Consider the following 26,405-nt stretch of genomic DNA (forward strand, 5'->3'; position numbering starts at 1 on the left):
ACGCCGCTTGATCGTCTCTTGACTCCCCCGTTCCCCTGGCATGAACGGTTCATCGCAAGAGTGGCCCCACCAGCCACTACATGCAGGTGAACCGCATCGCAGGGGGTTCTATGAGATCCGACCGCGCCACCATGCGCGCCGGTGTGAGCATGGCGGCGACACTGCCGCTGATCGCCGGCGCGCTGGCGCTGGGCATACCCGCGGCCCACGCCGCCGACAGCCCCGCACGTGCCGTACTGAAGGGCACCAAGCCGCTGTGGGCCACGGCCAAGGCGGACAAGGGCGCGACCCCGGACGGCGCCCCGGTCAAGGCCCGCGTCTACCTGGCCGGCCGGGACGCGGCCGGCCTCGCCGCCTACGCCGAGGCGGTGTCCGACCCCGCCTCCCCGCTCTACGGCAAGTACCTGAGCGCCAAGCAGGCCCAGGCCCGCTTCGGCGCCACCAAGGCCCAGGTGGCCGCCGTGAAGTCCTGGCTGACGTCGGCCGGGCTGACCGTCACCGAGGTCACCCCGCGCTACGTCGCCGTCTCCGGTGACGTAGCCGCCGCCGAGAGGGCCTTCGGCACCCAGCTGCACGATTTCGCCAAGGGCGCGAAGACCTACCGCGCCCCGGCCGCGACGGCCTCCGCGCCCGCCTCCCTCAAGGGCGCCGTCCTCACGGTCACCGGCCTGGACAACGCCCCGCACAAGGCGCGCCACGCCGACCAGCTGCCGCCCCCGGACGCGGTGTTCAAGAACTCCGGCCCGTTCTCCTCGTACTACGGCTCGAACGTCGCGACGACGCTCCCGGACGCCTACGGCGGGAAGATCCCGTACGCGGTCAAGGGCTACACCGGCAGGCAGCTGCGCGCCGCGTACGGCGCGGGCACGTACACCGGCCGCGGGGTGCGCATCGCGATCACGGACGCGTACGCCTCGCCGACGATCGCCTACGACGCCGCGCGGTACGCCGTGAAGAACGGCGACGCGCCCTGGAAGACCGGGCAGCTCCACCAGGTCCTCCCGAAGAACTACACCAAGACCGAGGAGTGCGGCGCGGCCGGCTGGTACGGCGAGGAGACCCTCGACGTCGAGGCGGCCCACGCGGTGGCGCCGAACGCCGAGGTGACGTATGTCGGCGCGGCCTCCTGCTACGACGACGACCTGCTGGACTCCCTCGGCAAGATCGTCGACGACCACCTGGCCGACATCGTCTCCAACTCCTGGGGCGACATCGAGGCCAACCAGACGCCGGACCTCGCCGCCGCGTACGACCAGGTCTTCCAGCTGGGCGCGGTGCAGGGCATCGGCTTCTACTTCTCCTCCGGCGACAACGGCGACGAGGTCGCCAACACCGGCACGAAGCAGGTCGACACCCCGGCCAACTCGGCGTGGGTGACGGCGGTCGGCGGTACGTCGCTGGCGGTCGGCAAGGGCGACACGTACCTGTGGGAGACCGGCTGGGGCACCGAGAAGTCCTCGCTGTCGGCCGACGGCAAGACGTGGGAGAACTTCCCCGGCGCGTTCACCTCCGGTGCGGGCGGCGGCACGAGCAAGACGGTTCCGCAGCCGTACTACCAGAAGGGCGTGGTCCCCGACTCCCTGGCCAAGGCGAACAACGCCGCCGGCAACCGGGTGGTCCCCGACATCGCGGCCATCGCCGACCCGAACACCGGGTTCCTGGTCGGCCAGACGCAGACCTTCCCCGACGGCACGGAGCGGTACGACGAGTACCGCATCGGCGGCACGTCGCTGGCGGCGCCGGTCATCGCGGCGGTCCAGGCCCTGGCCCAGGAGGCGCGCGGCGGCGCACCCCTCGGCTTCGCCAACCCCGCGATCTACGCCAAGTACGGCAAGCGGGGCGTCTACCACGACGTCACGGACAACCCCACGGGCTCCGGTCTCGCGGTGGCCCGCGTCGACTTCGCCAACGGCCTCGACGCGACGGGGGGTCTGCTGTACTCGGCCCGCGTCCTCGGCCACGACAGCTCCCTGTCGGCGGTCAAGGGCTACGACGACGTGACGGGCGTCGGTTCCCCGGCGAACGGGTACGTGCAGTCGTTCCGCAAGCGGTAAGCGTGTAGACCTGCTGGGGGCGTGGGGTTCTGCCTCACGCCCCCTTCGCGTCGCTGGCGCTCTGAACGAAGGACTGACAACCCGCTTCCGCCGGGAATATGGTGGGCCGCGCGAGCGACCGCTGGGGCTGCCCGACTACTTCGACGAAGGCGTCCCCGGGTGGCTGTCAGGCCTCGCGACCCCGAGCAGCCGCGCTACTACGGTTCGATCGCCTCTCGGAAGGTTCAGTTCGTGACCTCGTACGTCTGCCCCAGCTGTGACATCGACTTCGGTTACCCGCAGGGCCTGTCCATCCATCAGGAGCTCGGCTGCGAGTGGGGCGACGACGAGACCGGCGGCGACGCCAAGTACTGCTGCGGCATGATCTATGAGGACGGCGAGTCCACCTGCCACAGCTGCGGGGAGCCGCTGTAACTCTGCCCCGCTCAGGCGGCGGCCGTTCAGCCGGACAACCTCACTAGCCTCACTCATTCACCAGCCCGAGGGAGCGCAGGGTGCCCGGCGGTACATCAGCACCTTCCAGCGCGTCGGCGAGCCGCAGGGCACGGTTGGCGATGAGTAGGTCACGGGGTTCTTCGGGTACGTCGTGGCCGGCGCGGGTCAGCCATGCGGCGATCTCGCGCCAGGAGTAGAACTCCGTTCCGCCGGAGGAGGCTTCCGGCTCCGGGAATCCGGGGCGCCGGGCCAGGTTGAACAGCTCCTGTCCACAGCGCTGGGCCGCCTCCTCCAACGTCACAGTGTCGTCGTGACGCACACCGACCGCCCGCAGGCCCGGGATGAGTCGGATGTCGCGCGCCACCTGTGCGACGGCGTCCAGGAGTGTCGGGGCCTCGATGTCACACGACAGCTCCCGCAGCCTGTCCGGGTCCGGGTGGTGCGGGTAGTCCTCGGGGTTCTCGGGGCCCAGCGTGTAGGACACCGAGCCATCCGCGAAGGCGTCGCAGTGGTCGAAGGCATCGGCCTGCTCGCGGGTGAGGGGCTGGTTGACCAGGAGGGTGAAGCTCCACTCGGACACGGCGACGGCCCTTTCAGTGCTGGTGGCCCTGGACGAACCGGTCAATGCGCTTTGCCTCGTTGCCAGGATTCTTCGGGGTGCCCGAGACGATGTGGCGCGCTCCGCAAGAGCAGCACACCACCCACCCCCATCGGTGCCCCTTCTTGTCCGGGACCACCTGGCAACCCGCTCTCCTCGCCCTGTCCAGAGCCGCCGCGACATCGCCGTCTTGGTGCCGTCCCTTGGAAATCACGGCAGGACACTACCGACCGCGACGTGGAAACGACGGTGTGCGACACGTGGGCCGCCGTGTCGCTCGCTACTGCGACTTGAGTGCGGTGATGAAGGGGGTCCAGGCGGTGGCGGGGAGGATGAGGGTGGGGCCGTCGGGGCGCTTGGAGTCTCGGACGGGGACGAGGCCGGGGATGTTGTCGGCGACCTCTACGCAGTGGCCGCCGTCGCCGTTGCTGTAGCTCGACTTGCGCCAGAGGGCGGCGCCGGGGAAGTCGCCGGCCACTTCGACACAGTTGCCGCCGCTTTCGTTGCTGTGGCTGCTCTTGAACCAGCGAGCGTCACTCAAGTGCATGGGGTTGCTTGCCATTTCGGTAGTCCTCAGCTGCTTGCTCAATGAGGTTCAGGGACGCCTCAGGATCCAGCGCAGCGGCCCTGAGACGACCGTATGCCTTCGAGTACTGCTTCACGAGCACCGGGTCGTCGATCAACTGACCGCTGTACATGCCCTCGGTGTACATGACCGGTGGCGCATCAGCAAAGGTCATGAACCTCGCCATACCCATCATGAACGGGTGTGCGCCCAACTTCCGCGGTACAAGTTGCGCAAAGGCCCTGCGCCGGCGAAGCACTTGCGCGATGTGGGCCAGTTGTTCGGCCATTTCGTTTGGCGGAAGGATCGGCTGCAACAGGACCGCCTCATGCAGAATGATCCAGCTTTCGGGTGAATCCTCGTCCTCGTAGAGCCACGCGCGGCTGCGGCGATCAGCAACCTTGACCGCCAGCCTCTCCTCAGGCTCTGCGGGGTACGCAGACAAGACCACGGCCCTGATGTACGGCTCCAACTGAAGCGGTCCGGGGATCAACATCGGATCCCACTCCTCGAACTCCAGCGCGTGCTTCTCCAACTCAAGCACATCTGCGAAGTACTCGGCGTGACTACTCTTCCTCGCCTTCCGCACGTCCTCGCAACGTCGCTCGAAGAAACCATCTGTCCCCAGGACCCGATCCGCGTGCCGGGCCAAATCGAGGGGCATGCGTCGCTCTCCTCGCTCGATGTCGCTCTTGCCGTAGAAGCTGCCCTGGAGGAAAGCTTCCAGTGACAGGCCTGCCGCCTCCCTCTTCCACCGCAACTCCTTGCCGTAGAAGGCCGGGACACTGATCGAGCCGTCGATGTCCTTGCCGAGAGCCATCGTTCACCCTCTTCCGCTGCCGTGATCGCGAACGCGAAACCCCTTTCACGGTAGCGAGCTCGGCGACATTCTGTGAGGCGTTCGTCACACACTGCACAGAAGAGAAGGTTGCAGCCCCCACATGTCCGACCACTCCCCCGCGCCCTACGTCGTCACCCTCTGCGTAGAGGAACTACGCGCCGCCCTCGCCCTGCACGGCATCACGCTTCCGTCGCTCCAGGTCGACCTGCCGAGCTTCGCCGATTCGCACAGCTCCGGGCTCGTCTCGCTCGGGAACTGCAACACGACCACGGCGCGGGCCCTCGCCGCCGCGCTGCGGAAGGCGGTGGACCAATGATCACGTCCCTGGAGTTCCAGCTGCTGGCGACGCCGAAGGCTGCGCCGGTCCTCCGTCACCAGCTCCGTGACCACGGGTACGACGTGCGGCTGTGCGCTACCGAGTTGCTGACGAATGTCATCGACCACTTGGGCGACGGTACGCCGGTGACCGTGCGCGTCATCGGTACGGCACCCCATCGCGGCCGTACCCGTATCGAGGTGACCGATCCTGATCCGCGCGCGTTGCCCGTTCTGCTCTCCGCGACGGCGTCGGAGGAGTCGGGGCGGGGTCTGGCGCTTGTGGATGCGTTGGCCGAGTGCTGGGGGGTGGTGCAGGGGGCCGACTGCAAGACGGTGTGGTGTGAGCTGAGGCACTGAAGAAGTTGCCGTGGGGCCGCCCGCTTCTTGGTCAGTGTCGTGCCTCCGCGAGGTGAGTCAAGGGCGCGTTCCGCGTCGGCTGCGCCGATGGGCCTGCGGCCCACCCTTGACACACCTCGCTCCAGCACGGGTTAGAAGCGAGCGGGCAGCCCGGGGAAAGTGGCCGGCTGAACCAGGTCGGGCCCTACCGTCGGCTGCGTACGCATCGTGGGTCGGGGGATGCGCGTCCGCGCCTCGCCTGCACGCCGGGTCGGCCAAGCGGCCTGCGGGTCGGTGGGGTGTGCGCGGTCGCGTCTCGCCAGCACGCCGGGTGGGATTGGCGGCTTGGACGTCGTCTTACGACCTGACGCCCCATGTCTCGTTTTGGGAATACCTTTCCAAAATCACCCGGGTGGTCACGTCTGCCGCGCTCCCGCCTCCCTCCCGCCCCCCGCGCGGGCCGATACTGGCCGCCATGACAGGTAATGCCTCCACACCGGTTCCGTTCTCCCGGATCAAGATTCGGGTCGGGGCCCTGGTGTTCTGCGGTGACGACGTGGCCCTCATCCGGCGCGACCGCACCGACTCGACCCACTACACCCCGCCCGGCGGCAACGTCGAGCACGGCGAAGACCTCCGCCGGGCCCTCGCCCGGGAACTCGCCGAGGAACTCGACCTCGACATCGGCCAGGCCGAAGGCGGCGACCTGCTGTGGGTCATCGACCAGCGCGTCACCCGCCCCGGCCCCACCCCGCCCCCGCGCAAGCTCCACCTGGTCTACCGCCTCCACATCACCCCCGCACTCCGCGCCACCCTCGCCGAGACCGAACTCGACGAACTCCCCGACGGGAGCCTCGAGACCGGCGTCATCGAATGGGTCGACTACCGCAAGACCGCCGAACTGCCGGTCTTCCCGCCCATCGGGCCCGCCCTCGCCGCCCTGCCCGATCCCCGTGCCACCGTCACCGACGCCGCCCTGCCCGCCGTCACCGACGAGAACTACACCTGGCTCTGACAGCCGATGGATGGGGTATGATCATCACAAGCAAGCGGGTGAACGAAGCCTCGCTGGCGGTGCGTTGGTGGTCCAAGGAAAGACGCCCCACTTCCTGTGGGGAGATGCAGGTGCAAGGCCTGCCCGGCGCTCGACACGAAAACCCGCCCCCAGAATCCTCGGGGGCGGGTTTTCTGCTGGAAGCGGCACGGTTTCCCGTGGCTCGTCAGAGTCAGGCGGGTCAGGCGAGTGATGCGGCGGACACCCAGGGGTGTCCCGGGTGTACACGGGCGATCAGCTCGCCCAGGGTCTCGCGCTGCGCGGCGGTCATGTGCGGGACGGTCGCCTCGAAGTCCGCCTGATCCTTTCGCCGGGCATGCTTGGCCTTGAACAGCAGGACCAGTTCGGGTGCGAGGTACGGGATGCCGTCCCGGGTGCGGTGGATGATCTCGCCATAGGGAAACCGGATCCTCTCGTCACGCCGGCAGACCCAGGTGTCACCGTCGTGCGGTTCGCGGAACACGTCGAGCAGGTAGTTTCCCGTGGCCGGATCGCGAAGCCATGTCTGATGCACGGCGGCCAGGGCCTCCGCCGGGGCACCCTCCCAGATCCGGCCGCTGCCCACCGCGTCGAAGACGTAGCCGGGAAAGCGGCGGCGGACCTCCGGAAAAGTCGCGGCCGGGATCGCGATCTCGATGTCTCCATGAGCGCGCGTCTGCTCGCCCCGGAACAGGTCCAGCGCCCACCCAGCGGCCACGCACCAAGGCGTACCGATCCCGGCCAGCCGCCGCGCGACCTCACTCGGGGTCCAGCAGGACGACCACCTGGCTTGGAGGGCGTCGATCTCGTCGGGTGACACCTCGATGCCACCGCTGGGCAGCTGCTCGCTCACCGCGGCAACCTACCAGCGGAGCCCAAGGCCGGGGCTATGACCGGTGGGCCATTTTGGAATACTTGTCCACAAACAACCCCCCTCACCGCCGCCACCATCTCCGCCACCGGCGCCACCATCACCGCCACCACCGCAGCCCCCTTCCCCACCCCCACCCACCGGCCGTATGCCGCCAAGCCGACCCGGCGTGCGGGCGAGACGCGAACGCGCACCCGCCACCAGGCCGGAAGCCGCTTAGCCAGCCCGGCGTGCTGGCGAGGCGAGGACGCGCACCCGCCACCAGGCCGGAAGCCGCTTAGCCCGCCCGGCGTGCTGGCGAGGCGCGGGCGCGCACCCCTGCCGACAGGGCCTCGTAGGTCGCCCATGGGTCCGGTACCGGGCTGGGCCACTGTTCCTTCGGGCCGCTCGCTCGCTTCTACCCCGGGCTGGAGCGAGGTGTGTCAAGGGTGGGCCGCAGGCCCATCGCCGAAGGCGACGCGCAGCGCCCTTGACTCACCTCGCGGAAGCCCGACACTGACCAAGAAGCGAGCGGCCCAACGGCCACTTCACAAGAAACGTATCTACAAAGAAACGCACCCGAAGGAACACATGGGCATCGAACTGGAGCTGCGCCAGCGGAACACCGTCGTACGGCGGTCGTACGAGCACGGAGAAACCCTCGCGCTCGCACTGGACACACTCGTCCCGCCGGGCCAGGGCCGGCTCTCGCAGATCGACCCCTACCGCGACACCCGGTTCACCGAGAGCGACGCGCAGGCCGCCCTCCCCGAGATCGCCGCCCTGGTGGACAAGTGCACCAGCCCCTTCCAAGAGGCCGCGCTCCTCGATCTCGCCGAGATGCTGGAGGCATGCGCCACGACACCCGGCGGGTGCCTGTGGTTCATCGGTGACTAGGAGTCTCCACGGCCGACGGCACATGCGCGGCCACCACTCGCCCGCCATGCGCCACCGCACGCCGCCGGTCCACCCCGTACGCCACCCCGGCCACGCCCAGCCCCAGCACCGCCAGCAGCGCACCGGCCGGCGCGGGGGACGTCGTACCGAAGCCCGCCGAAAGGGCCAGGCCGCCGAGCCACGCGCCACCCGCGTTGGCCAGGTTGAACGCCGCCTGGTTGGCCGAGGAGGCGAGGGACGGGGCCGCCGACGCCTTCTCCATCACCATCAGCTGCAGCGGGGAGCCGGTGACGAACGCCGCCATGCCCAGCAGGGTGACCGCCAGTGCCGCGCTCCACTCCGCCCGCATCAGCAGGGGGAACAGGAACAGGACCAGCGTCAGGGAAGCGAGGCCGCCGAACAGGGTGGCCCGCAGGGAGTGGTCCGCCAGGCGTCCGCCCAGCAGGTTCCCCGCCGTCGCGCCCACGCCGAACAGGGCCAGCAGCAGGGTCACGCTCGTCTCCGCGTAGCCCGCCGTGTCCGTCAGCATCGGGGTGACGTAGCTGTACGCCGCGAACAGCGCGCCGAAGCCCGCGACCGTCGTACTGAGGGCCAGCCAGACCGGCAGGGAACGCAGGGCCGCCAGTTCGCCGCGCAGGCCCGCCGCGGGGGCGGGGGCGTGATCACGCGGGATCAGCAGCGCCAGGGACGCTATCGCGGCCACGCCGATCGCGCTCACCGCGAGGAACGTCGCCCGCCAGCCCAGGTGCTGGCCCATGAGCGTCGCGGCGGGGACGCCCGCGATGTTGGCGACGGTCAGGCCGAGGAACATCAGGGACACCGAGCGGGCCTTGCGCTCCGGCGGGACCATCGCCGTGGCGACCACCGCGCCCACGCCGAAGAAGGCGCCGTGCGGCAGTCCGCTGAGGAAGCGGGCCGCGAGCAGCGAGGCGTTGCCGGGGGCGAACGCGGACAGCGCGTTGCCCGCCACGAACAGGGCCATCAGCGCGATCAGCACCGTACGGCGGGACATGCGGGCCGTGAGCGCGGCCAGCAGCGGGGCGCCGATGACCACGCCCAGCGCGTACGCCGAGACCAGGTGTCCGGCGGAGGGGATCGAGATGTGCAGGTCGTCCGCGACATCGGGCAGCAGGCCCATCATCACGAACTCGGTCGTACCGATGCCGAAGGCGCCCACGGCTAGGGCGAGCAGGGCCAGGGGCATGAGGGACCTTTCAGAGCGGAGAAGGGGGGACGGAAAGTTTCGCAGTATGTTCCCGTGCCGAACAAACGCTCTCAGGGTCGGTATTCCAGCAGGTTACGAGCCTGTGTCCAGCTTCACACGGGCCGCCACCGGCAAGTGGTCGCTGTCGGTGCGCGGCAGCGTCCAGCTGCTCTCCGGTTCCGCGCCCCGGACCATGATCTGGTCGATGCGGGCCATCGGGAACGACGCCGGCCAGCTGAAGCCGAAGCCGCTGCCCGCCGCGCCCTGCGTGGAGCGCAGCTGGGAGGTGACGGCGTTCAGCGAACGGTCGTTCATGGTGCCGTTGAGGTCGCCCAGCAGCACCACCCGGCGCAGGGGCTCGTCGGCGATGGCCTCGCCGAGCGCGTCGGCGCTCTTGTCCCGCTGTCGCGCGGTGAACCCGGCCTCGATCTTCACCCGGACGGACGGCAGGTGGGCGACGTAGACCGCGACCGGGCCCTCGGGGGTCGCCACGGTGGCGCGCATCGCCCGCTTCCAGCCGAGCTTGATGTCGACGGCGCGTACGTCGGTCATCGGGTACTTGCTCCACAGCCCGACCGTGCCCACCACCGCGTGGTGCCGGTACGTGGACGTCAGCGCCTTCTCGTAGACGGGGACGGCGGAGGCGGGCAGCTCCTCCAGGGCCAGCAGATCGGCGCCGGAGGCGGCCACGTCGGTGGCGGTGGCGGCCGGGTCGGGGTTGTCGGCGTTGACGTTGTGGGTGGCCACCGTGAGATCGCCGCCGCTGCCCGCCTTGTCGGTCAGCAGCCCGCCGAAGAGGTTCAGCCAGACGATCGCCGGCAGCAGTACGGCGATGAGCGCGATCGCCGACTTGCGCACCACGCCGAGCACCAGCAGCACCGGGATGGCCAGGCCCAGCCAGGGCAGGAAGGTCTCGGTGAGGCTGCCGAGGTTGCCCACCGCGTTGGGGATGTGGGCGTGCACCAGCATCACCAGGGCGAGCAGCAGGGCCAGCGCGGTGAGGACGACGCCGCGGCGCCAGATGCGCGGATCGCCCCGCCAGCCGGTGAACAGCCGGTGGGCCAGGCGTCGGAGCCGGGACCCCGGTCGCTCGGGCCCCGAGCCGCCGTCCGCCGTCTCCGTCATGTACGCCTGCTGCGCCATACCGTCTGCCTCACTGCCTGCCGTGCACACCGTTCATCCCCCGTAGTCCCCGACCCTAGGGGATGATCGGCTCCGTTCCGCCGTCCCGTGACGGCCGTACGGAAGACGAGGACGTGCGATGCGGTGGCGGGAGTTCCGGTCGGGCCCCGGACGGGCGGGGTCTGTGACGAAACGCGCACACGAGCGCTACGAGGCTGTGGAGCTGACGGGGCGTAGGCCGGCCAGGACCGAGTCGACGACCTGTTCCGCGAGGTCCTCGCACAGGTCGGCCTCGGGGCGCATGACGGAGCGGACGAGGATCGGTCCGACGAACAGGTCGTTCGCCAGGTCCACGTCGACGTCCGCGCGCAGTTCGCCGTTGAGCTGACCGCGGCGCAGCACGTCCAGGACGAGCCGGCGCCGGGGCTCTATGACGTTCTCGTGGTACGCGGCCCAGATCCTCGGGTTGGTCTTCATCTGGACGTGCACGTTGTGCAGCAGGAGTGAGGAGCGGCTGGCCAGTCCGCGCTGGCGCAGGTTCTCCAGCAGGACGAGGAGGTCGTCGCGCATGGAGGTGCCGGGGAGTTCCGGCTCGGGTGGCTCGGCCGCGCGGACCACCTCGATGAACAGTTCCTCCTTGCCGCTCCAGCGGCGGTAGATGGTGGCCTTGCCGACCCCGGCGGTGCGGGCGATCCGCTCGATGGACAGCTCCGCGAGGGGCACGCCCTCCTCCAGGAGCTTCATCACCCCGTCCAGGATGGCGCGCTCCGCGGCTTCGCTGCGCGGGCGGCCCCGCACGGGTGCGTCCGGTCGCGGCCGGCTGCCGGCAAGGCTCACGTCGTTCCGTCCTCTCGGTGTGCTGCGGTGATTGTCCCGCAGCGGCCTCCTCCCCCCGTCGGACCGCGCCCGGCCCCGGCGCCCGCCGTGGTGCCGTGCCCGGTCCGGTTCCCCCGTCGTGCCGCGCCCGGCCCCCGGTCTCCCCCGTGGGCCGCGCGCGGATGGTTCGTACTTCCCTCGGTGTTTCCCTTGGTGCCTTCGGATCCAGTGTCCGTCGCGCTCCCGTGGTGCCGTGTCCGGACCTCAGTCCATCGCGGCGACCATCTCCTGCTCCTTCTCGCCCTGCGGCGCGGCGGGCGTGCGGCCCGGCAGGAACAGGGCCGTCACCACGGCGCCGATCAGCGCCACGCCCGTGCCGCACAGCGCGGTGACGTGCATGGCGTGCAGGAACGCGTCGTTGGCGGGGGTGACCAGGGCCTCGCCCCGGGGGCCGAGCTTCTCGGCGATGCCGAGGGTGGCCTCGATGGACTCCGCGGCGGTGTCGCGCAGGTTCGGCGGCAGCGCGCCGAGCTTGTCCTCGATGCCGTTGCGGTAGGAGGTGGCGAGGACCGAGCCGAGGACGGCGATGCCGAGGGCGCCGCCGACCTGGCGGAAGGTGTTGCTCAGCGCGGAGGCGGAGCCGGCCTTCTCGCGGGGCAGCGCCTGCATGATCACGACCGAGGTCGGGGTCATGATGTGCGCCATGCCGGTGCCCATCAGGAAGAAGACGACCTCGAGCAGCCAGATCGGGGTGTCGGCCTCGAAGGTGGCGAACGCGGCCAGCGTCGCGGCGATCACCAGCAGGCCGCCGGTGGTGGTGGCCCGGTTGCCGAAGCGGTCGACGATCAGCCGGGCGCGCGGCGCGAAGAGCAGCTGGGCGACGGCGAGCGGCAGCATCAGCAGACCGGACTCCAGCGGCGAGTAGCCGCGCACGCTCTGGGTGTAGAAGACGCCGAAGAACGTGACGCCCATCAGCGCGAAGAAGACCAGCGCGATGGCGCTCATGGCGGCCGAGAAGACCTTGTTCCTGAAGTAGCTGACGTCCAGCGAGGGGTGCGCGGTGCGCTTCTCGAAGACGACGAACACGGCCAGGACGACGACGCCGGCGATGATCGTCGCGAGCACCTTCGGGTCGGTGAAGTCGGCCAGCTCGCCGCCCTTGATGATGCCGTAGACCAGCAGGACGAGGCCGACGACGGACAGGACGACGCCGATGGGGTCGAGGCGGCCGGGCCTGGGGTCGCGGGAGTCGGGCACCAGCCAGGCCATCAGGACCAGCGCGATGATCACGATGGGCACGTTGATCAGGAAGACCGAGCCCCACCAGAAGTGGTCGAGCAGCGCGCCGCCGGTGATCGGGCCGATGGCGATGGCGAGGCCGACGCCGCCGGCCCAGATGCCGATGGCCTTGGGCTGCTCGTGCCGCTCGAAGACGTTCATCAGGACGGCCAGGGTGGCGGGCATCACGAAGGCGGCGCCGAGGGCCATCACCGCGCGGTAGGCGATCAGCTGGTTCGGGGTGCCGGACTCGGCGGCGAGCGCGGAGCCGATGCCGAAGACCAGGGTGCCGGCGAGCAGCACCTTCTTGCGGCCGACCCGGTCGCCGACGAGTCCGGCGGTGAACAGCAGGCCGGCGAAGACGAGGGTGTAGGAGTTGATCGCCCACTCGATCTCGCTCTGGGTGGCGCCGAGACCGGTGGGCGCCGGGGTCGCGATCGTCTTGATGGCGACGTTCAGGATCGAGTTGTCGAGGACGACGATCAGCAGGGCGAGCATCAGCACGCCGAGGATGGCCCAGCGGCGCCGGTGTACGGCTTCCGGTATTCGGGAGGCAGGGACGGGACTTGTCATGGGTCCGAGCCTATGATCTTTTCGATACGGAACGGTCTCGTATCTAATTTTCTTTACCAAGGTCTTACGTGTGAGCGGGGTTCCGGGGATCGGCGGGCCCCCCTCTGGCCCCCACTGGCACGAGGTGCCACCATGGAGACGGTCCGGGGACGCCGTCAGGGCGCCTCGAGATGACGTAAGGAGCCGTTGCAATGACGCAGCTTTCGGCTGCCCAGACGAAGCCCTCCGACGGCAGCAAGGCGCTGTACGGGGGGAAGGGCACCCGCCGCATCACCGTCCGCGACATCGCCCTCGCCAAGGAGCGGGGCGAGAAGTGGCCCATGCTCACCGCCTACGACGCGATGACCGCGTCCGTCTTCGACGAGGCCGGGATCCCGGTGATCCTGGTCGGCGACTCGGCGGGCAACTGCCACCTCGGGTACGACACCACCGTGCCCGTCACCCTCGACGAGATGACCATGCTGTCGGCCGCCGTGGTACGCGGCACCCGGCGCTCCCTCATCGTCGGCGACCTCCCCTTCGGCTCGTACCAGGAGGGCCCGGTGCAGGCGCTGCGCTCGGCGACCCGGCTGGTGAAGGAGGCCGGGGTCGGCGCGGTCAAGCTGGAGGGCGGCGAGCGCTCGCACGAGCAGATCCGGCTGCTGGTGGAGTCCGGCATCCCGGTCATGGCGCACATCGGGCTGACCCCGCAGTCCGTGAACGCGATGGGCTACCGCGTGCAGGGCCGCGGCGAGGAGGCGGCCCAGCAGCTGCTGCGCGACGCGAAGTCCGTGCAGGACGCGGGCGCGTTCGCGGTGGTCCTGGAGCTGGTGCCGGCCGAGCTGGCGGCCGAGGTCACGCGGGTGCTGCACATCCCGACGGTCGGCATCGGCGCCGGTCCGGAGACGGACGCGCAGGTGCTGGTGTGGACCGACATGCTCGGCCTGACCTCCGGCCGGGTGCCGAAGTTCGTCAAGCAGTACGCGGATCTGCGCGAGGTGATGACCGGCGCGGCCAAGGCGTTCGCCGAGGACGTGGTCGGCGGCGCGTTCCCGGCGGAGGAGCACTCCGTCCACTAGTCCACCGCGGCACCACCGGACGGCCCGTCGATCTTCCCCCGTCGGCGGGCTGTCCCTTTTCCGGCCAAGAGGCTTCCGGCGGCTTCGACGCGCCAAGCTTTGGCCTCAACTTCCCTGTCCGGCGCGGCAGTTGTAACAGAGTGGCGTCGAATTCCGCGCGGGGGCTTCCCCGTACCTGGCCCGGTGGTGCACTTGACAGTGTGGGCCGTCTCACACTCGGGGGAGAGACAATGAGCCAGCCACCGGCCGTCTGCGCCGACTGTTCCACCACCACCGTGCCCGGGGCGGCCTTCTGCGGCGGGTGCGGGGCCACACTGGCCGTCGCCGGGAACACGGACCCGGACCACCCGGCGCCCCGCCTCGCCGTGCCCCGCTGGACCGGCGGCCGGGACCTGACCCGGTACATGTGCGCGGCCGTCTTCCTGGACCGGCAGTACGCCGACTCCCTGATCAGGGACGTCGCCGCCGAACCGCACCTCGGCGTGGCACCGGCCCCGGGGTGCGACGTGCCCGTGGTCCTGCGCTACGCCTACGAGGCCAACGCGCGCCGGCACGCCAGGGACCTGCTGCTGGCCGTCGAGCTCCTGGTGCTGGTCCTCGGCCTGCTGGTGATCCGCAGCGGCCTCGCCGTGTTCCTCATGCTCCTGTTCGGCTGGCTGACCACGCTGGTCTTCGCCCTCTCCACCCAGTACGGCGAGCGCCTCCAGCGGCTGCGGCCCGACCGGTTCGACCCGGCGCAGGCACCGCCTCCGCCCAACGAGTCCGCCGCCCGGCGGCTGCGCCAGATCGACGAGTACGCGCGCGGCAACCTCACCGTCTACAGCGGCTTCTCGCCGTTCACCGGATACGGCCAGGAACTCGACTCCTGGTCGCTGGTCTTCGACGTGACCGACTCCGGGCGGGAGGGCGTGCGGCCGCGGGACTTCGACGTCGCGGACCTGTACGCCCACATCGCCCGGCGGATCGGCGAGCTGTCGCTGCCCTGCCTGGAGCTGGAGGAGCGGGTGTTCGTGGAGGGCTCGGCACTGCTGGGCGACACCCGTTTCCTGCCGGACCCGCTCGGCCGCCCGGTGGCACAGATCGGCGCCGACCGGCTGAACGCGCTGAAACGGAACCCGGAGGAGACCGCCCGCGCCTACCTGGTCACGCACTCCTCGGGCTGGGGCGGGGAGCTGGTGACCTCGCTGTTCCTGCGGCTGGTGCGCTCGGACTCCAACCTGTTCGTGGAGGCCCTGCCCACCGTGCTGTGCCCGCTGCTGGACCGCTACCGGACCATCGACTCCCTGATGCCGGCCCCCACACCGCGCGAGTTCCTCTCGATGGCGCTGCAGACCCTCGCCAGCACCCCGTTCGTGATGATCGCCTCGCCGAGGCGCGCGGTCACCGGCTTCTTCCCTGACTTCGGGATGCGCAAGCGGCTGAAGAAGCAGCACCGGCAGATCACCCGGCTCGGGGTGTTCGACTACGGGGCGCGCAAGAGCGTGCGGCAGCTCGCCTCCGCCACGGACCACCACCGCTACTTCCAGAAGGTCGACTCCGGCATGGTCCTCAAGACCGTCGAACGGCGGATCCTGGACGCCCTGGTGGAGTTCGCCCTGGAACACGACATCGACGCGGGCGATCTGATCAAGCGTCAGGAAACCATCATCAACAACGGCATCATCGCCACCGCGGGGGCCAAGGTCGAGTCGAGCGCGGTCGCCTCGGGCGACAAGTCCCGCATCTCGGCCATCCTGAAGAAGATCCCGCTGCCCAACACCGACTGACAGTCACCGCATACGCAACGGACGAACGGGGACCGGCATGCACCAGCGCAGCAACGACGGCGTCATCGCGACGGGTAACGCCCAGGTCAGGAACACGGTGGTGGCGAGCGGCAGCAATGCCCGCGTCGACTTCCGGGTCACGGAGGAGGAGACGGAGCGCACCGGGGGCCGCCCGCCGACCCCGCAGGAGATCAGCGACCTGCTGGCCCGGTTCGTCGAGGAGCTGCACCGCTCGGACCACCCGGAGCGGGAGGACCTGGCGGAGTTCGCCGAGGACGCGCGCGAGGAGCTGGCCGCGCCCGAGCCCCGTACGGGCAAGCTGCGCCGGGTCGCGAAGGCGCTGGTGGAGGCCGTGCCCGGGTTCGCCGCGCTGGCCTCGCTGGCGGTGACCATCGAGGAAGCCGTCCGCGGCCTGTAGCCGGGAAGCGGCCCGGAGAAGGAAAGCGGCCCAGACGGGAAGCGGCCCAAAGAAGGAAAGCGGGGGGCCATGCACTTCTGTGTTCACTGCGGCGCGCGCGTCGAGGACGCCGCGCGGCCGGACTGCCCGGACTGCGGGGCGCCGCTCGCCGCGCCGGAGCCGCCCGAGGGCGGGTACGTACGCGTCGGCGCGACCCGGCTGCCGGTCTGGCTGCCCTGGGCGCTGCTGGCGGTGCTGGTGGCCGGCGGGGTGACGCTCGGGGTGGCCGTCGCGGACGGCCCCGACACCCCGTCGGCGGGCGGATGGTCCGCCACCGTGTCGCCCAGCGGGACCTACGACGGCTGGACTTCCCTTCCGTCGCCCACCGACGGCGGGTACACCACTCCGGCGGTCACGCCCGACTACGACGACAGCGGCGGATACGACGACGACACCCCGACTCCCGAGCCCTCGGCTCAGGACCAGGACGCGAGCGCGGTCGTCACCACCTACTACGACTACCTCAACGCCGGGAACTTCCAGGCCGCCTGGTCCATGGGCGGCGGCCGGCTCTTCGGCGGCTCCTACGAGGACTGGGTGGCGGGCTTCTCCTCCACCTCGCGCATCGGCGTCACCGTCTCCGACAACGGCGGCGGGGAGGTCGCCGCGGAGATCCGGGCGTTGCAGACCGACGGCACGGTGCGGGTGTTCCGGGGCACCTACACCGTGGCCGGCGGGCAGCTCGTCGGCGCCGACATCCGGCAGGTGTCGTAGCGCACCGCCCGCGGTCCCGTACCGACAGGCCGGCGACACCGCGCCCGCACCCGGTGTCGGCGGCCTGTCGGCGGTTTGTCGGCGGGCCCTGGCACTGTCTTCCCCATGACACGCATCGACGACAACCCCGCCGGCGGACGCTCCGCCGTGACCGTACGGGGGCTGGTCAAGCACTACGGCGAGACCAAGGCGCTGGACGGCGTCGACCTGGACGTGCGCGAGGGCACCGTGATGGGTGTGCTCGGGCCGAACGGCGCCGGCAAGACCACCCTCGTACGCATCCTGTCCACCCTGATCACCCCGGACTCCGGGCAGGCCACCGTGGCCGGCTACGACGTCGTACGCCAGCCCCGGCAGCTGCGCCGGGTCATCGGGCTCACCGGCCAGTACGCGTCGGTGGACGAGAAGCTCCCGGGCTGGGAGAACCTGTACCTGATCGGCCGGCTGCTGGACCTGTCCCGCAAGGAGGCCCGGGCCCGCGCCGACGAGCTGCTGGAGCGGTTCTCGCTGACCGAGGCCGCCCGGCGCCCGGCCGGCACCTACTCCGGCGGCATGCGGCGCCGGCTGGACCTGGCCGCCTCGATGATCGGCCGGCCGGCCGTGCTGTACCTGGACGAGCCGACCACCGGCCTCGACCCGCGCACCCGCAACGAGGTGTGGGACGAGGTCAAGGCGATGGTCGGCGACGGCGTCACCGTGCTGCTCACCACCCAGTACATGGAGGAGGCCGAGCAGCTCGCCTCCGAACTGACCGTGGTGGACCGCGGCCGGGTCATCGCCAAGGGCGGCATCGAGGAGCTGAAGGCCCGCGTCGGCGGGCGCACCCTGCGGGTGCGGCCGGTCGACCCGCTCCAGCTGCGCCCGCTCGCCGACATGCTGGACGAGCTGGGCATCACCGGGCTGGCGTCCACCACCGTGGACGCCGAGACCGGGGCCCTGCTGGTGCCGGTCCTCAGCGACGAGCAGCTGACCGCCGTGGTCGGCGCGGTCACCGCGCGCGGCATCACCCTGTCCTCCATCACCACCGAACTGCCCAGCCTGGACGAGGTGTTCCTGTCCCTCACCGGCCACCGCGCCAGTGCCCCGCAGGACGCCGAGCCCGCCCGCCAGGAGGTCGCCGTATGAGCACCGCCACCCTCTCCCCCGCCGCCGCGAAGGCCGATACGCCGATCCCGCTGCGGGCCCATCTGCGGCACACCGGCGCGCTGATCCGCCGCAATCTGCTGTGGATCCGCCAGGACCCGGAGTCGATGTTCGACGCCATCCTGTTCCCGGTCGTCTTCACCCTGCTGTTCGTGTACGTCTTCGGCGGCTCCATCGGCAAGTCGCTGGGCGGCGGCCAGGAGCAGTACGTGCAGTACGTGGTGCCCGGACTGCTCGCCATGATGGGCATGAACATGGCCCAGGGCGTGGGCACCGGCTTCAACCAGGACTTCAACTCCGGTGTCATGGACCGCTTCCGCTCGCTGCCCATCGGGCGCGGCTCGGTGCTCTTCGCGAAGATCGCGGTGGAGCTGATGCGGATGCTGTTCGCGACGGCGGTGCTGCTGGTGGTCGCCCTGCTCGTGGGCTACGAGGTGGGCAGCTGGAGCGGTCTGCTGGGCTCCGTGGCGCTGTCCGCGCTGTTCGGGTCGGCGCTGATGTGGGTGTTCCTGACCCTCGGCGTGGTGATGAAGAACGCGCAGTCGGTGCAGGCGATGGGGTTCCTGGTGCTGATGCCGCTCCAGTTCGGCTCCTCGATCTTCGCGCCGACCCAGTCGATGCCGGGCTGGCTCCAGGCGTTCACCGACTACAACCCGCTCTCCGCGCTGGCCGACTGCGCGCGCGGGCTGATGGAGGGCGGCCCGGTGGCGCACGCCCTGTGGGTGACGGTCATCTGGTCGGTCGGGCTGACCGTGGTGATGGCCCCGGTCGCGATCCACAAGTTCCGTACCAAGAGCTGACGCGACGCACCGGTCAGATCAGGGCGGTGGCCTCCGCGAGGGAGAGGCCACCGCCCTCGGCGTACGCGGCCTCGTACGACCGCTCGTCCAGCCGGGCCCGGATCCGGGCCTCGGTCAGCTCGAGGATCCGCCGCTCCACACCGGCGATCACATGACCGGCGGGCATCAGCGCCCGGGCGGCGCCCAGGCAGCGGGCGGCGTCGGCGGCCCGCTCGCCGCCGTCGGCGTCGGCGAGGGCCATCGCGGCGGTGGTGAGGCAGACGGAGTGCAGATGCGGGGTGAGGGCCTGGGACAGCGGTTCGGAGCTGAGCCGCAGCGCCTTGCGGGCCAGGACGAGGGCCGGCCCGGTCCGCCGGTCCACGGCGTCCAGCATGGCCTCCTGGCAGGTCAGCAGGGAGTCGAAGATGACGAACCGCGCGACGGGCAGCTCCGCGCGCAGCACCCTGATCTGCTCGCGGGCCTCGGCGGTGCGGTCGGTCGTGCCGAGCCAGGAGGCCAGGTGCAGCCGGGCCATCGTCGTCGCCTCGTTCTGCGCGCCGTCCTGGCCGGCGATGACGTCCCTGAGCATCCGCTCGCCGCGCTCGCTCTCGCCCGACTCCAGCAGGACGCCGCCGAGCCGGGCGCGCAGCACGGCCGTCTGGGCGCGGGCGCCGAGGCGTTCGGCGTGCTCGATGGCGGCCCGGTAGTCGGCCGCCGCCCTGTCGTAGGCGGCCCCGCGTTCATTGGCCTCGCCGCGGGCGGCCAGGGCCTCGGTGGCGCCCCAGACGTCGCCGAGGCGGCGGAAGATCGCCAGCGACTCGTCGGCGTCCCGGGTGGCGTCGCCCGTCCACGCGGCCCGGTTGGACAGGAAGTTGGCACGCAGGTGCAGCACGTCGGCCAGCTCCCACTCGAAGCCCGGCGTCTCCCGGCAGGTGTGCACGCAGGCGTCCACGATGGTGAGCAGCCGGTCGACGCCGCCGGTCAGCAGCACCGCGAAGAACCACAGCAGGCCGGGCACCCGGCAGGTCTGCGGCAGCCCGGGTTCGTAGACCCGGGAGACGGTGCGCAGCTTGGCCTGCGCCGCGGGCGTCTGCCAGGCGTCCATCTCGGTGTCCATGCAGGCCAGATGGGCCAGATGGATGCCGCGCCGGGCCTCCACGAGGGTCTCGCCGGTGTACGGGGGCGGGGTGTCGGTGCAGCGCTGCCACACGGGGGCGGCCGGGCTCGCCGGTTCGGCGAACGGGTCGGGTCCGAGCGCCATGACCTCCCGGCACCAGTTACGGGCCTCCACGCGCTGGTCGCGCATCTGCCAGAACCACAGCAGGGAGTGGATCAGGCACAGCCCCTCCTGCTCGTCGCCGAGGGCGAGGGCGTGCCGGAAGGCGGTGCGCAGGTTCTCGTACTCCAGCTGGAACCGGCCGATGGCGGCCAGCTGCTCGGGGCCGCGCAGCAACGGCTCGGTGGTGCGGGCGAGTTCGCGGTAGTACGTCAGGTGGGCGCGCTCGGTCCCGGTGCGCCGCCCGGTCTCGGCGAGCCGTTCGGCGGCGTACTCGGCGACGGTCTCCAGCAGCCGGTAGCGCATGCCGCCGCCCGCGGACGCGGCCACCACCAGGGACTTGTCGACCAGGGAGCCAAGGGCGTCCAGCGCGGCCGGCCCGCACACGGCCTCGGCGGCGGCCAGGTCACAGCCGCCGGCGAAGACCGACAGCCGGGCCAGCACGTCCCGTTCGGCGGCGTCCAGCAGGTCCCAGGACCAGTCCACGACGGCCCTGAGGGTCTGCTGGCGGGGCAGCACGGTGCGGCTGCCGGAGGTGAGCAGCCGGAACCGGTCGTCCAGCCGGTCGGCTATCTGCCGGGGCGTCAGCATGCGCAGCCGGGCGGCGGCCAGCTCGATGGCGAGCGGGAGTCCGTCCAGGCGACGGCAGATCTCGGCGCACGCCTCGGGGTCGTCGGCCACCCGGAAGCCGGGGCGGGCCGCCGCGCCGCGCTCGGCGAGCAGCCGCAGCGCGACCGGCTCCGGCAGCGGTTCCACGGGCCGCACCAGCTCCCCCGGCACGCCGAGGGGTTCCCGGCTGGTGGCGAGGACGGTCAGCTCCGGGCAGCGGGCCAGCAGGGACTCGGTGAGCCGGGCGGCGGCGTCCACCACGTGCTCGCAGTTGTCGAGGATCAGCAGCATCCGGCGCCGGGCGCAGTGCTCCACGAGCCGTGCGACGGGGTCGTCGTGCCGCTCGGCGACCGCGCGCATGCCGTCCACCCCGGCGCCGTGCAGCACGGTGTCCCGGGCGCCGATGGCGGTGAGCACGGCCTGCGGTACGGCGTCCGGGTCGTCCACGGGAGCCAGTTCGGCGAGCCACACCCCGTCCCGGACGGTGTGCCGTACCGCCTCGGCGGCCTCCTGGGACAGCCGGGTCTTCCCGGCGCCGCCGGGCCCGAGCAGGGTGACCAGGCGGGCCCCGGCGAGGTCGGCGGCGATGGCCTCCAGGTCGGCTTCGCGGCCGACGAAGGAGGTGAGCCGGGCGGGCAGGTTGCCCGGACCGGCGGCGGGCGCGGCGGGCGCCGGTTCCGCGCGCAGCAGTTCGGCGTGCAGGGCGCGCAGCTCCGGCCCGGGATCGGAGCCGAGCCGGTCGGCGAGCAGTCGGCGTACGTCCTCGTAGGCGGCCAGGGCCTGGGCGGGGCGGCCGGTGTCGCGCAGGGCGCGCAGCCGCAGCGCCTGGAGCGGCTCGTCCAGCGGGTGGTCGTCGCACAGCGCGGTCAGCTCGGGCAGCGCGTCCTCGGCCCGGCCGAGGGCGAGGGCGGCGGCGTGCCGGGCGCGCCGGGCGTCGAGCCGGCGGGTCTCCCAGCGGGCCGCCTCGGCGGTGCGGTCGGGCAGGTCCGGCAGGGCGGGCCCGTGCCACAGGGCGAGGGCCTCGTCGAGGACGGCGGCGGCCTTGGCAGGGTCGCCGTCGGCGAGGGCGGTCAGGCCGTCGCCGGTGAGCCGGTCGAAGCGGGTGAGGTCGACGTCGTCGGGGACGGCGGCGAGCCGGTAGCCGCCGTCGGCGGAGGCGACGGCCCCGGCGCCGAGGGCACGGCGGAGCCGGCCGACGAGCGCCTGGAGGGCGCCGGTGGCGTCGGCGGGCGGGTCGGCGCCCCACACCTCGTCCACGAGCACGGACGCGGGTACGGTCCGGCCGGCCCGCAGCGCGAGCACACTGAGCAGGGCACGCAGCCGCGCCCCGCCGACCGGGACGGCCGTGCCGTCGGGGCGGATCGCCTGGGTGGTGCCGAGCAGCCGGTAATACACGGGGTCCATTGTCTCCGGAGGGGGCGCGGACGGTGATCGGTGGTGGGGGCGGACGGTGTCGGGAAGGGGGCGGGAGGGCACGGGGCGGCCGCCGGCTTGCCGGGAGGGACGCCCACCGGACACTACCGGCGAGGCCACCGAGAGCCGCCGCAGGCTCGGCAGGGGGCGGCACCGCCGAACACGACCGGCGAGGCCACCAGGAGCAGCCGCAGGCTTGACGGGGAGCGGCACCGCCGGACACGACCGGCAAGGCCGCCGAACCCGACCGCCCGCTCAACGGGAACAGCACCCGCCAGGCACGACCCGAGCGGCTGCCGGGGCGGCACCGGCGGGACCGGTGTCGGAGGGGATCGCCGACGGCAGCCGTGCCAGTGCCAGGGGCGGCAACCCACCACAGCCCCGCCGGACCAGAGGCCGCAGCCCACCGCAGCCGGGCCGGTGCCAGGGGCCGCAGCCCACCGAAGCCGGGCCGGTGCCAGGGGCCGCAGCCCACCGAAGCCGGGCCGGTGCCAGGGGCCGCAGCCCACCGAAGCCGGGCCGGTGCCAGGGGCGGCAGCCCACCGCTGTCAGGAACGGTCGCCCGTCGGTTCCAGGGTGATCAGCGCGCCGACCGTGCGGTGTGTCCGGTGGGGGCCCGGGTCCCGGCCGGGCTCGTCCGACTCGAACCACTTCGGGCAGCTGTCGGCGGTCTGGAGGACGTACGCGCCGGGCACCGCCTCCCAGTGGTGCGGGGACGGGAGGGCGACCGGTCCCCCGCTTGCCCCGCTCTCCGCGCGCCGGTCCGTGTGGACCACGTACTCCTGGCGCACCAGCTCGATGGCGCGGACCCGGCCGGCGGTCCGGCGGGTGCGGTCGCCGTGGTTCTCCACCCACGCCTCGGCCCCGTAGTACCGGTCCCGGCGTTCCCCCGGGTCCACGGCGACCAGCGGCCAGGCCACCTCGTCGCCGACCGCGAAGGGCCGCCCGCAGCACTCCATCTGCCAGTCCTCGTAGAACACCCTCATCCCTGCCATCCCCCCAACCTTCCAGGAACCCGGCGGCGACCGCGAGACGTTTTCCCCGTATGCTCTCGGATCTTCCCGGAGTGCCTTCCCACGTCCCCGTCACACAGGAGCCGATGCATGACCACCGCCACCACCCGCCCCGGCGACCGGCAGGTCAGTCCCGTGTTCGTCGGCATCCTGGCCGTGACGGCGGTGACCGGCTGGGCCACCTGGACCGGGTACGCGGAGCAGCCGGGCGTCGCGGTGTTCCTGTTCGTGACCGCGGCCTGGATCGTCTCCCTGTGTCTGCACGAGTACGCGCACGCGCGCACCGCCCTGCACAGCGGGGACATCTCGGTCGGCGCGAAGGGCTATCTCACGCTGAACCCGCTGAAGTACACGCACGCGCTGCTGAGCATCGTGCTCCCGGTGATCTTCGTGATCATGGGCGGTATCGGTCTGCCCGGCGGCGCGGTGTTCATCGAGCGCAACCGGATCCAGGGGCGGTGGCGGCACAGCCTGATCTCGGCGGCGGGCCCGCTGACGAACGTGCTGTTCGCCGCGGTGTGCACGGCGCCGTTCTGGCTGGACGCGCTGGACGGCGTGCCCGCGGACTTCCGGTTCGCGCTGGCGTTCCTGGCCCTGCTCCAGGTGACGGCGGCGATCCTGAACTTCCTGCCGGTGCCGGGCCTGGACGGCTACGGCGTGATCGAGCCGTGGCTGTCGTACAAGGTGAAGCGGCAGGTGGAGCCGTTCGCCCCGTTCGGGCTGCTGTTCGTGTTCGCGGTGCTGTGGCTGCCGTCGGTCAACGAGGCGTTCTTCGACGTGGTCGACGCGGTGATGCGGGCGCTGAACGTGGACATGTTCTCGCAGTACTGCGGCGACGCCCGGTACCGCTTCTGGGAGGAGAGCCCGGCGATCTGCTCGCTCGGTTCGTGACCGACCCGTTCAGTTCGTGACGGACGTGTCGCGGGCGGCGTCCATCCGGCCGCGCTTGACGTAGTACCAGGTCATGTTGGACGACAGACCGGCCAGCAGCACCCAGACGATCCCCAGCCAGCTGCCCTGGACGAAGGAGACGACCGCCGCGGCCACGGCGAGGACGCAGACGACGAGGGTGTAGAGGGCGATGCGGGGCATGACGGGGGGCTCCTGTCGGGGACACTGCTCGGAACTGCTTCGCCGACCAGTGTCCCCCATGGGCTCCGGCGGCTCACACGTCGGTCACGCGCAGTCCGGCGTGCGCCTTGTACCGGCGGTTGACGGAGATCAGGTTGGCGACCAGCGACTCCACCTGGTGGGCGTTGCGCAGCCGGCCCGCGAAGACGCCGCGCATGCCGGGGATGCGGCCGGCCAGGGCCTGCACGATCTCCACGTCCGCGCGCTGCTCGCCGAGGACCATCACGTCGGTGTCGATGCTCTCGATCTCCGGGTCCTGGAGCAGGACGGCCGACAGGTGGTGGAAGGCGGCGGTGACCCGGGACTCCGGCAGCAGCGCGGCGGCCTGCTCGGCGGCGCTGCCCTCCTCGGGCTTGAGGGCGTAGGCGCCCTTCTTGTCGAAGCCGAGCGGGTTGACGCAGTCCACGACGAGCTTGCCGGCCAGTTCCGCGCGCAGCGCCTTCAGGGTGTCGCCGTGGCCGTCCCACGGTACGGCGACGATCACGATGTCGCTGCGGCGCGCGGCCTCGGCGTTGTCGGCGCCCTCGATGCCGTGGCCGAGTTCGGCGGCGGCTGCCTGGGCGCGGTCGGCGGCGCGGGAACCGATGATCACCTTCTGGCCGGCCCGGGCCAGCCGGTAGGCGAGGCCCTTGCCCTGCGGCCCGGTGCCGCCGAGCACGCCGACGGTGTGCCCGGAGACGTCGGGCAGGTCCCAGGGGTCCTTGGCGGGGGCCTTCTGTGCGCTGTCGGTAGAGGTCATGGCCCGACTCTACGTCCGGTCCCGCCGGGGCACCGGCTCAGGTCAGCCGCCGTACCGGCACCCGGCGGAAGGTGATCGTCTCGTAGGGGCCGAAGTCGCCCGTCTCGTACAGCAGCCCCACCGTGTGCGGGTCGGCGCGGACCAGGTCGGAGTAGGCGGCGGGCAGTCCGTCGGCGGTGTACGCCGGGCGCCAGGTGGTGCCGCCGTCGCGGGAGACGCGGATCGTCATCAGGGCGCGGGTGTTCCCCGGGTCGGCGGGGGCGGAGAACAGCAGCAGGCCGGGGCCGCGAAGCTGGAGGACGGCGGCCTGGCAGACGGGTGCGGTGAGGCCCGCCTGCGGGCGGAAGGGCTTGAGGAGCGTCCTGCCGCCGTCCGGGGAGTGGGCGTCGGCGCGGTTGCCGGGGGAGGGCGAGTCGTTGCGGGCGTTGAGGTAGACGCGGCCGTCGGGGAGTTCGGCGGCGGTGGTCTCGTTGACGTTGACGTAGCCGTCGGTGTTGTCGTCCAGGTAGCCGAGGTACCAGTTCTCGCCTCGGTCGTCGCTGAGCAGGCAGTGCCCGCCGTTGTACTTGGCCTCGGCACCGGTGTCGGTGCCGGTGGGCGGCACGGTGTGGTTGGCCGGGACCAGGATCCGGCCGGAGGTCAATTGAAGGGCGTGGCCGGGGGTGGTGGCGTACCAGCGCCAGCCCGGCGCCTTCACCTGCTGTGTGATCTCCCGGGGCGCGGACCATGTCACACCGTCGTCGTCGCTGTGCTGCACCCACACCCGCCGGCCGTCGGCGTCCGGGACCTGCCCGCGCACGATGGCGGCCTCGGTGGCCCAGCCGGCGGCGCGGACGTGGACGAGCAGGATCCGGCCGGTGTCGAGGACGACGGGGGCGGGATTGCCGGCGAGGTCGGTGCCGTTACTGGCGGCGACCTGGAGCGGGCCCCAGGTCCGGCCGCCGTCGGTGGACCGCTTCAGCACGATGTCGATGTGCCCGTGGTCGGCGGCGGAGCCGACCCGGCCCTCGCAGAAGGCGAGCAGGGTGCCGGCCCGGGTGGCGACGACGGCGGGTATGCGGAAGCTCGCGTACCCCTCGCGGCCCGCACGGAAGGGAACGGTCACGTCGGCCGGGAAAACGGTCGCATCGGCCGGGGAAACGGTCACGTCGGCCGGGGAAACGGTCGCATCGGCCGGGGGAAGGGTCACGTCGGTCGGGGGAACGGTCGGGTCGGTCACGGGGCGGCTCCTCGGTCGTGGACGGGGCACGGACGGGACACGCAGGGACACAGACGGGCCGCGCACGGGCCGCATGGGGGCTCGTACGGGTCTCGTGCGCGACCCGTACGGGGCGCCTTTTCCCCGAGTCGGGCGAATTCCCGGTGAACTCCGGGTCACGAGTGGCCC

Annotated in this window: 26 protein-coding genes; 13 read left to right on the forward strand and 13 right to left on the reverse strand. The window is 71.7% G+C overall.

Annotation, left to right across the window (positions count from 1 at the left end; all coding sequences use genetic code 11):
- Positions 1-110: 110 nt before the first annotated feature.
- Positions 111-2,054 carry a S53 family peptidase gene (locus IE251_RS38090; RefSeq protein ID WP_189757524.1) on the forward strand — a complete coding sequence of 648 codons (1,944 nt, stop codon included), beginning with the start codon at positions 111-113 and terminating at the stop codon, positions 2,052-2,054.
- 231 nt (positions 2,055-2,285) lie between these two features.
- Positions 2,286-2,468 carry a hypothetical protein gene (locus IE251_RS38095; RefSeq protein WP_189757525.1) on the forward strand — a complete coding sequence of 61 codons (183 nt, stop codon included), beginning with the start codon at positions 2,286-2,288 and terminating at the stop codon, positions 2,466-2,468.
- Between the two features lie 49 nt (positions 2,469-2,517).
- Here IE251_RS38095 and IE251_RS38100 read toward each other — a convergent pair whose 3' ends face one another.
- The 3 genes from IE251_RS38100 to IE251_RS38110 form a co-directional block, all read right to left on the reverse strand.
- Positions 2,518-3,069, reverse strand: coding sequence for a hypothetical protein (locus tag IE251_RS38100; protein ID WP_189757526.1), 552 nt, complete (start codon positions 3,067-3,069; stop codon positions 2,518-2,520).
- A 298-nt stretch (positions 3,070-3,367) separates the two neighbouring features.
- A complete protein-coding gene (locus tag IE251_RS38105; protein WP_189757527.1) occupies positions 3,368-3,649 on the reverse strand; it encodes a DUF397 domain-containing protein in 282 nt (93 codons plus the stop codon).
- Positions 3,621-4,472 carry a helix-turn-helix domain-containing protein gene (locus IE251_RS38110; protein WP_189757528.1) on the reverse strand — a complete coding sequence of 284 codons (852 nt, stop codon included), beginning with the start codon at positions 4,470-4,472 and terminating at the stop codon, positions 3,621-3,623. The genes IE251_RS38105 and IE251_RS38110 overlap by 29 nt, the downstream gene beginning before the upstream one ends.
- Before the next feature lie 121 nt (positions 4,473-4,593).
- On the opposite strand from IE251_RS38110, the gene IE251_RS38115 reads away from it, so the two are divergent.
- The 3 genes from IE251_RS38115 (at position 4,594) to IE251_RS38125 (ending at position 6,162) form a co-directional block, all read left to right on the forward strand.
- Positions 4,594-4,809 (forward strand): hypothetical protein, encoded by a 216-nt coding sequence (locus tag IE251_RS38115; protein ID WP_189757529.1) that lies wholly within the window; start codon positions 4,594-4,596, stop codon positions 4,807-4,809.
- Positions 4,806-5,168, forward strand: a complete 363-nt coding sequence (locus tag IE251_RS38120; RefSeq protein ID WP_189757530.1) for an ATP-binding protein — start codon at positions 4,806-4,808, stop codon at positions 5,166-5,168. Before IE251_RS38115 ends, IE251_RS38120 begins: the two co-directional genes overlap by 4 nt.
- 454 nt (positions 5,169-5,622) lie before the next feature.
- The gene (locus IE251_RS38125) at positions 5,623-6,162 is read left to right on the forward strand and encodes an NUDIX domain-containing protein (RefSeq protein ID WP_189757531.1); all 540 of its coding nucleotides are present in this window, start codon (positions 5,623-5,625) and stop codon (positions 6,160-6,162) included.
- Positions 6,163-6,382: 220 nt separating this feature from the next.
- On the opposite strand, the gene IE251_RS38130 is transcribed toward IE251_RS38125, so the two are convergent.
- Complete coding sequence (locus IE251_RS38130) at positions 6,383-7,033, reverse strand: nucleotidyltransferase domain-containing protein (RefSeq protein ID WP_189757532.1); 651 nt, start codon at positions 7,031-7,033, stop codon at positions 6,383-6,385.
- Positions 7,034-7,621: 588 nt separating this feature from the next.
- Between IE251_RS38130 and IE251_RS38135 the strand changes: the two genes are divergently transcribed.
- Positions 7,622-7,927 (forward strand): hypothetical protein, encoded by a 306-nt coding sequence (locus tag IE251_RS38135; protein WP_189757533.1) that lies wholly within the window; start codon positions 7,622-7,624, stop codon positions 7,925-7,927.
- Here IE251_RS38135 and IE251_RS38140 read toward each other — a convergent pair.
- The 4 genes from IE251_RS38140 to IE251_RS38155 all read right to left on the reverse strand — a co-directional run bounded on the left by IE251_RS38140 (position 7,914) and on the right by IE251_RS38155 (position 12,920).
- A complete protein-coding gene (locus IE251_RS38140; protein WP_189757534.1) occupies positions 7,914-9,131 on the reverse strand; it encodes an MFS transporter in 1,218 nt (405 codons plus the stop codon). The two genes, IE251_RS38135 and IE251_RS38140, sit on opposite strands and share 14 nt — an antisense overlap.
- Before the next feature lie 93 nt (positions 9,132-9,224).
- Positions 9,225-10,274, reverse strand: a complete 1,050-nt coding sequence (locus tag IE251_RS38145; RefSeq protein ID WP_189757535.1) for an endonuclease/exonuclease/phosphatase family protein — start codon at positions 10,272-10,274, stop codon at positions 9,225-9,227.
- A gap of 186 nt (positions 10,275-10,460) precedes the next feature.
- Positions 10,461-11,090: a TetR/AcrR family transcriptional regulator gene (locus IE251_RS38150; RefSeq protein WP_030791326.1), complete on the reverse strand. Its 630-nt coding sequence runs from the start codon at positions 11,088-11,090 to the stop codon at positions 10,461-10,463.
- Between the two features lie 243 nt (positions 11,091-11,333).
- Entirely contained in the window at positions 11,334-12,920 is a 1,587-nt protein-coding gene (locus tag IE251_RS38155) for an MFS transporter (protein WP_189757536.1), read from the reverse strand.
- A 191-nt stretch (positions 12,921-13,111) separates the two neighbouring features.
- On the opposite strand from IE251_RS38155, the gene panB reads away from it, so the two are divergent.
- The 6 genes from panB (at position 13,112) to IE251_RS38185 (ending at position 18,858) form a co-directional block, all read left to right on the forward strand.
- The gene (panB, locus tag IE251_RS38160; protein WP_030791320.1) at positions 13,112-13,978 is read left to right on the forward strand and encodes a 3-methyl-2-oxobutanoate hydroxymethyltransferase; all 867 of its coding nucleotides are present in this window, start codon (positions 13,112-13,114) and stop codon (positions 13,976-13,978) included.
- A gap of 230 nt (positions 13,979-14,208) precedes the next feature.
- Complete coding sequence (locus IE251_RS38165; RefSeq protein WP_189757537.1) at positions 14,209-15,744, forward strand: AbeC-like domain-containing protein; 1,536 nt, start codon at positions 14,209-14,211, stop codon at positions 15,742-15,744.
- A gap of 37 nt (positions 15,745-15,781) precedes the next feature.
- The gene (locus IE251_RS38170) at positions 15,782-16,162 is read left to right on the forward strand and encodes a hypothetical protein (RefSeq protein ID WP_189757538.1); all 381 of its coding nucleotides are present in this window, start codon (positions 15,782-15,784) and stop codon (positions 16,160-16,162) included.
- A gap of 69 nt (positions 16,163-16,231) precedes the next feature.
- Positions 16,232-16,915 (forward strand): zinc ribbon domain-containing protein, encoded by a 684-nt coding sequence (locus tag IE251_RS38175; protein ID WP_189757539.1) that lies wholly within the window; start codon positions 16,232-16,234, stop codon positions 16,913-16,915.
- A 105-nt stretch (positions 16,916-17,020) separates the two neighbouring features.
- On the forward strand, positions 17,021-18,040 hold the full coding sequence (locus IE251_RS38180; protein ID WP_189757540.1) for an ATP-binding cassette domain-containing protein: 1,020 nt from the start codon (positions 17,021-17,023) through the stop codon (positions 18,038-18,040).
- Complete coding sequence (locus IE251_RS38185; protein WP_030791306.1) at positions 18,037-18,858, forward strand: ABC transporter permease; 822 nt, start codon at positions 18,037-18,039, stop codon at positions 18,856-18,858. Before IE251_RS38180 ends, IE251_RS38185 begins: the two co-directional genes overlap by 4 nt.
- A 13-nt stretch (positions 18,859-18,871) precedes the next feature.
- Here the strand turns inward: IE251_RS38185 and IE251_RS38190 are convergent, their stop codons facing one another.
- Together IE251_RS38190 and IE251_RS38195 are read right to left on the reverse strand one after the other, a co-directional pair.
- A complete protein-coding gene (locus IE251_RS38190) occupies positions 18,872-22,126 on the reverse strand; it encodes an AfsR/SARP family transcriptional regulator (protein ID WP_189757541.1) in 3,255 nt (1,084 codons plus the stop codon).
- Between the two features lie 557 nt (positions 22,127-22,683).
- Entirely contained in the window at positions 22,684-23,130 is a 447-nt protein-coding gene (locus tag IE251_RS38195; RefSeq protein WP_189757542.1) for a DUF6578 domain-containing protein, read from the reverse strand.
- Between the two features lie 108 nt (positions 23,131-23,238).
- On the opposite strand from IE251_RS38195, the gene IE251_RS38200 reads away from it, so the two are divergent.
- Entirely contained in the window at positions 23,239-24,039 is an 801-nt protein-coding gene (locus IE251_RS38200) for a site-2 protease family protein (protein WP_189757543.1), read from the forward strand.
- 9 nt (positions 24,040-24,048) lie between these two features.
- Here IE251_RS38200 and IE251_RS38205 read toward each other — a convergent pair whose 3' ends face one another.
- The 3 genes from IE251_RS38205 to IE251_RS38215 are packed head-to-tail and all read right to left on the reverse strand — an operon-like array spanning position 24,049 to position 26,123.
- On the reverse strand, positions 24,049-24,300 hold the full coding sequence (locus tag IE251_RS38205; RefSeq protein WP_189757544.1) for a hypothetical protein: 252 nt from the start codon (positions 24,298-24,300) through the stop codon (positions 24,049-24,051).
- Between the two features lie 13 nt (positions 24,301-24,313).
- Positions 24,314-25,018, reverse strand: a complete 705-nt coding sequence (gene npdG, locus IE251_RS38210) for an NADPH-dependent F420 reductase (protein ID WP_189757545.1) — start codon at positions 25,016-25,018, stop codon at positions 24,314-24,316.
- A gap of 37 nt (positions 25,019-25,055) precedes the next feature.
- A complete protein-coding gene (locus tag IE251_RS38215; protein WP_229897123.1) occupies positions 25,056-26,123 on the reverse strand; it encodes a sialidase family protein in 1,068 nt (355 codons plus the stop codon).
- Positions 26,124-26,405: the final 282 nt, after the last annotated feature.

It is taken from the genome of Streptomyces eurythermus, from assembly GCF_014649115.1.
Classification (GTDB): Bacteria; Actinomycetota; Actinomycetes; order Streptomycetales; family Streptomycetaceae; genus Streptomyces; species Streptomyces eurythermus.

What these genes read in the sequence shown, in the direction of transcription:
- IE251_RS38090 (WP_189757524.1), top strand. Translation starts at nt 111, where the DNA reads ATGAGATCCGACCGCGCCACCATGCGCGCCGGTGTGAGCATGGCGGCG.
- IE251_RS38105 (WP_189757527.1), bottom strand. Translation starts at nt 3,649, where the DNA reads ATGGCAAGCAACCCCATGCACTTGAGTGACGCTCGCTGGTTCAAGAGC.
- IE251_RS38110 (WP_189757528.1), bottom strand. Translation starts at nt 4,472, where the DNA reads ATGGCTCTCGGCAAGGACATCGACGGCTCGATCAGTGTCCCGGCCTTC.
- IE251_RS38115 (WP_189757529.1), top strand. Translation starts at nt 4,594, where the DNA reads ATGTCCGACCACTCCCCCGCGCCCTACGTCGTCACCCTCTGCGTAGAG.
- IE251_RS38120 (WP_189757530.1), top strand. Translation starts at nt 4,806, where the DNA reads ATGATCACGTCCCTGGAGTTCCAGCTGCTGGCGACGCCGAAGGCTGCG.
- IE251_RS38125 (WP_189757531.1), top strand. Translation starts at nt 5,623, where the DNA reads ATGACAGGTAATGCCTCCACACCGGTTCCGTTCTCCCGGATCAAGATT.
- IE251_RS38135 (WP_189757533.1), top strand. Translation starts at nt 7,622, where the DNA reads ATGGGCATCGAACTGGAGCTGCGCCAGCGGAACACCGTCGTACGGCGG.
- IE251_RS38140 (WP_189757534.1), bottom strand. Translation starts at nt 9,131, where the DNA reads ATGCCCCTGGCCCTGCTCGCCCTAGCCGTGGGCGCCTTCGGCATCGGT.
- IE251_RS38145 (WP_189757535.1), bottom strand. Translation starts at nt 10,274, where the DNA reads ATGGCGCAGCAGGCGTACATGACGGAGACGGCGGACGGCGGCTCGGGG.
- IE251_RS38155 (WP_189757536.1), bottom strand. Translation starts at nt 12,920, where the DNA reads ATGACAAGTCCCGTCCCTGCCTCCCGAATACCGGAAGCCGTACACCGG.
- panB (WP_030791320.1), top strand. Translation starts at nt 13,112, where the DNA reads ATGACGCAGCTTTCGGCTGCCCAGACGAAGCCCTCCGACGGCAGCAAG.
- IE251_RS38165 (WP_189757537.1), top strand. Translation starts at nt 14,209, where the DNA reads ATGAGCCAGCCACCGGCCGTCTGCGCCGACTGTTCCACCACCACCGTG.
- IE251_RS38170 (WP_189757538.1), top strand. Translation starts at nt 15,782, where the DNA reads ATGCACCAGCGCAGCAACGACGGCGTCATCGCGACGGGTAACGCCCAG.
- IE251_RS38175 (WP_189757539.1), top strand. Translation starts at nt 16,232, where the DNA reads ATGCACTTCTGTGTTCACTGCGGCGCGCGCGTCGAGGACGCCGCGCGG.
- IE251_RS38180 (WP_189757540.1), top strand. Translation starts at nt 17,021, where the DNA reads ATGACACGCATCGACGACAACCCCGCCGGCGGACGCTCCGCCGTGACC.
- IE251_RS38185 (WP_030791306.1), top strand. Translation starts at nt 18,037, where the DNA reads ATGAGCACCGCCACCCTCTCCCCCGCCGCCGCGAAGGCCGATACGCCG.
- IE251_RS38190 (WP_189757541.1), bottom strand. Translation starts at nt 22,126, where the DNA reads ATGGACCCCGTGTATTACCGGCTGCTCGGCACCACCCAGGCGATCCGC.
- IE251_RS38195 (WP_189757542.1), bottom strand. Translation starts at nt 23,130, where the DNA reads ATGGCAGGGATGAGGGTGTTCTACGAGGACTGGCAGATGGAGTGCTGC.
- IE251_RS38200 (WP_189757543.1), top strand. Translation starts at nt 23,239, where the DNA reads ATGACCACCGCCACCACCCGCCCCGGCGACCGGCAGGTCAGTCCCGTG.
- IE251_RS38205 (WP_189757544.1), bottom strand. Translation starts at nt 24,300, where the DNA reads ATGGGGGACACTGGTCGGCGAAGCAGTTCCGAGCAGTGTCCCCGACAG.
- npdG (WP_189757545.1), bottom strand. Translation starts at nt 25,018, where the DNA reads ATGACCTCTACCGACAGCGCACAGAAGGCCCCCGCCAAGGACCCCTGG.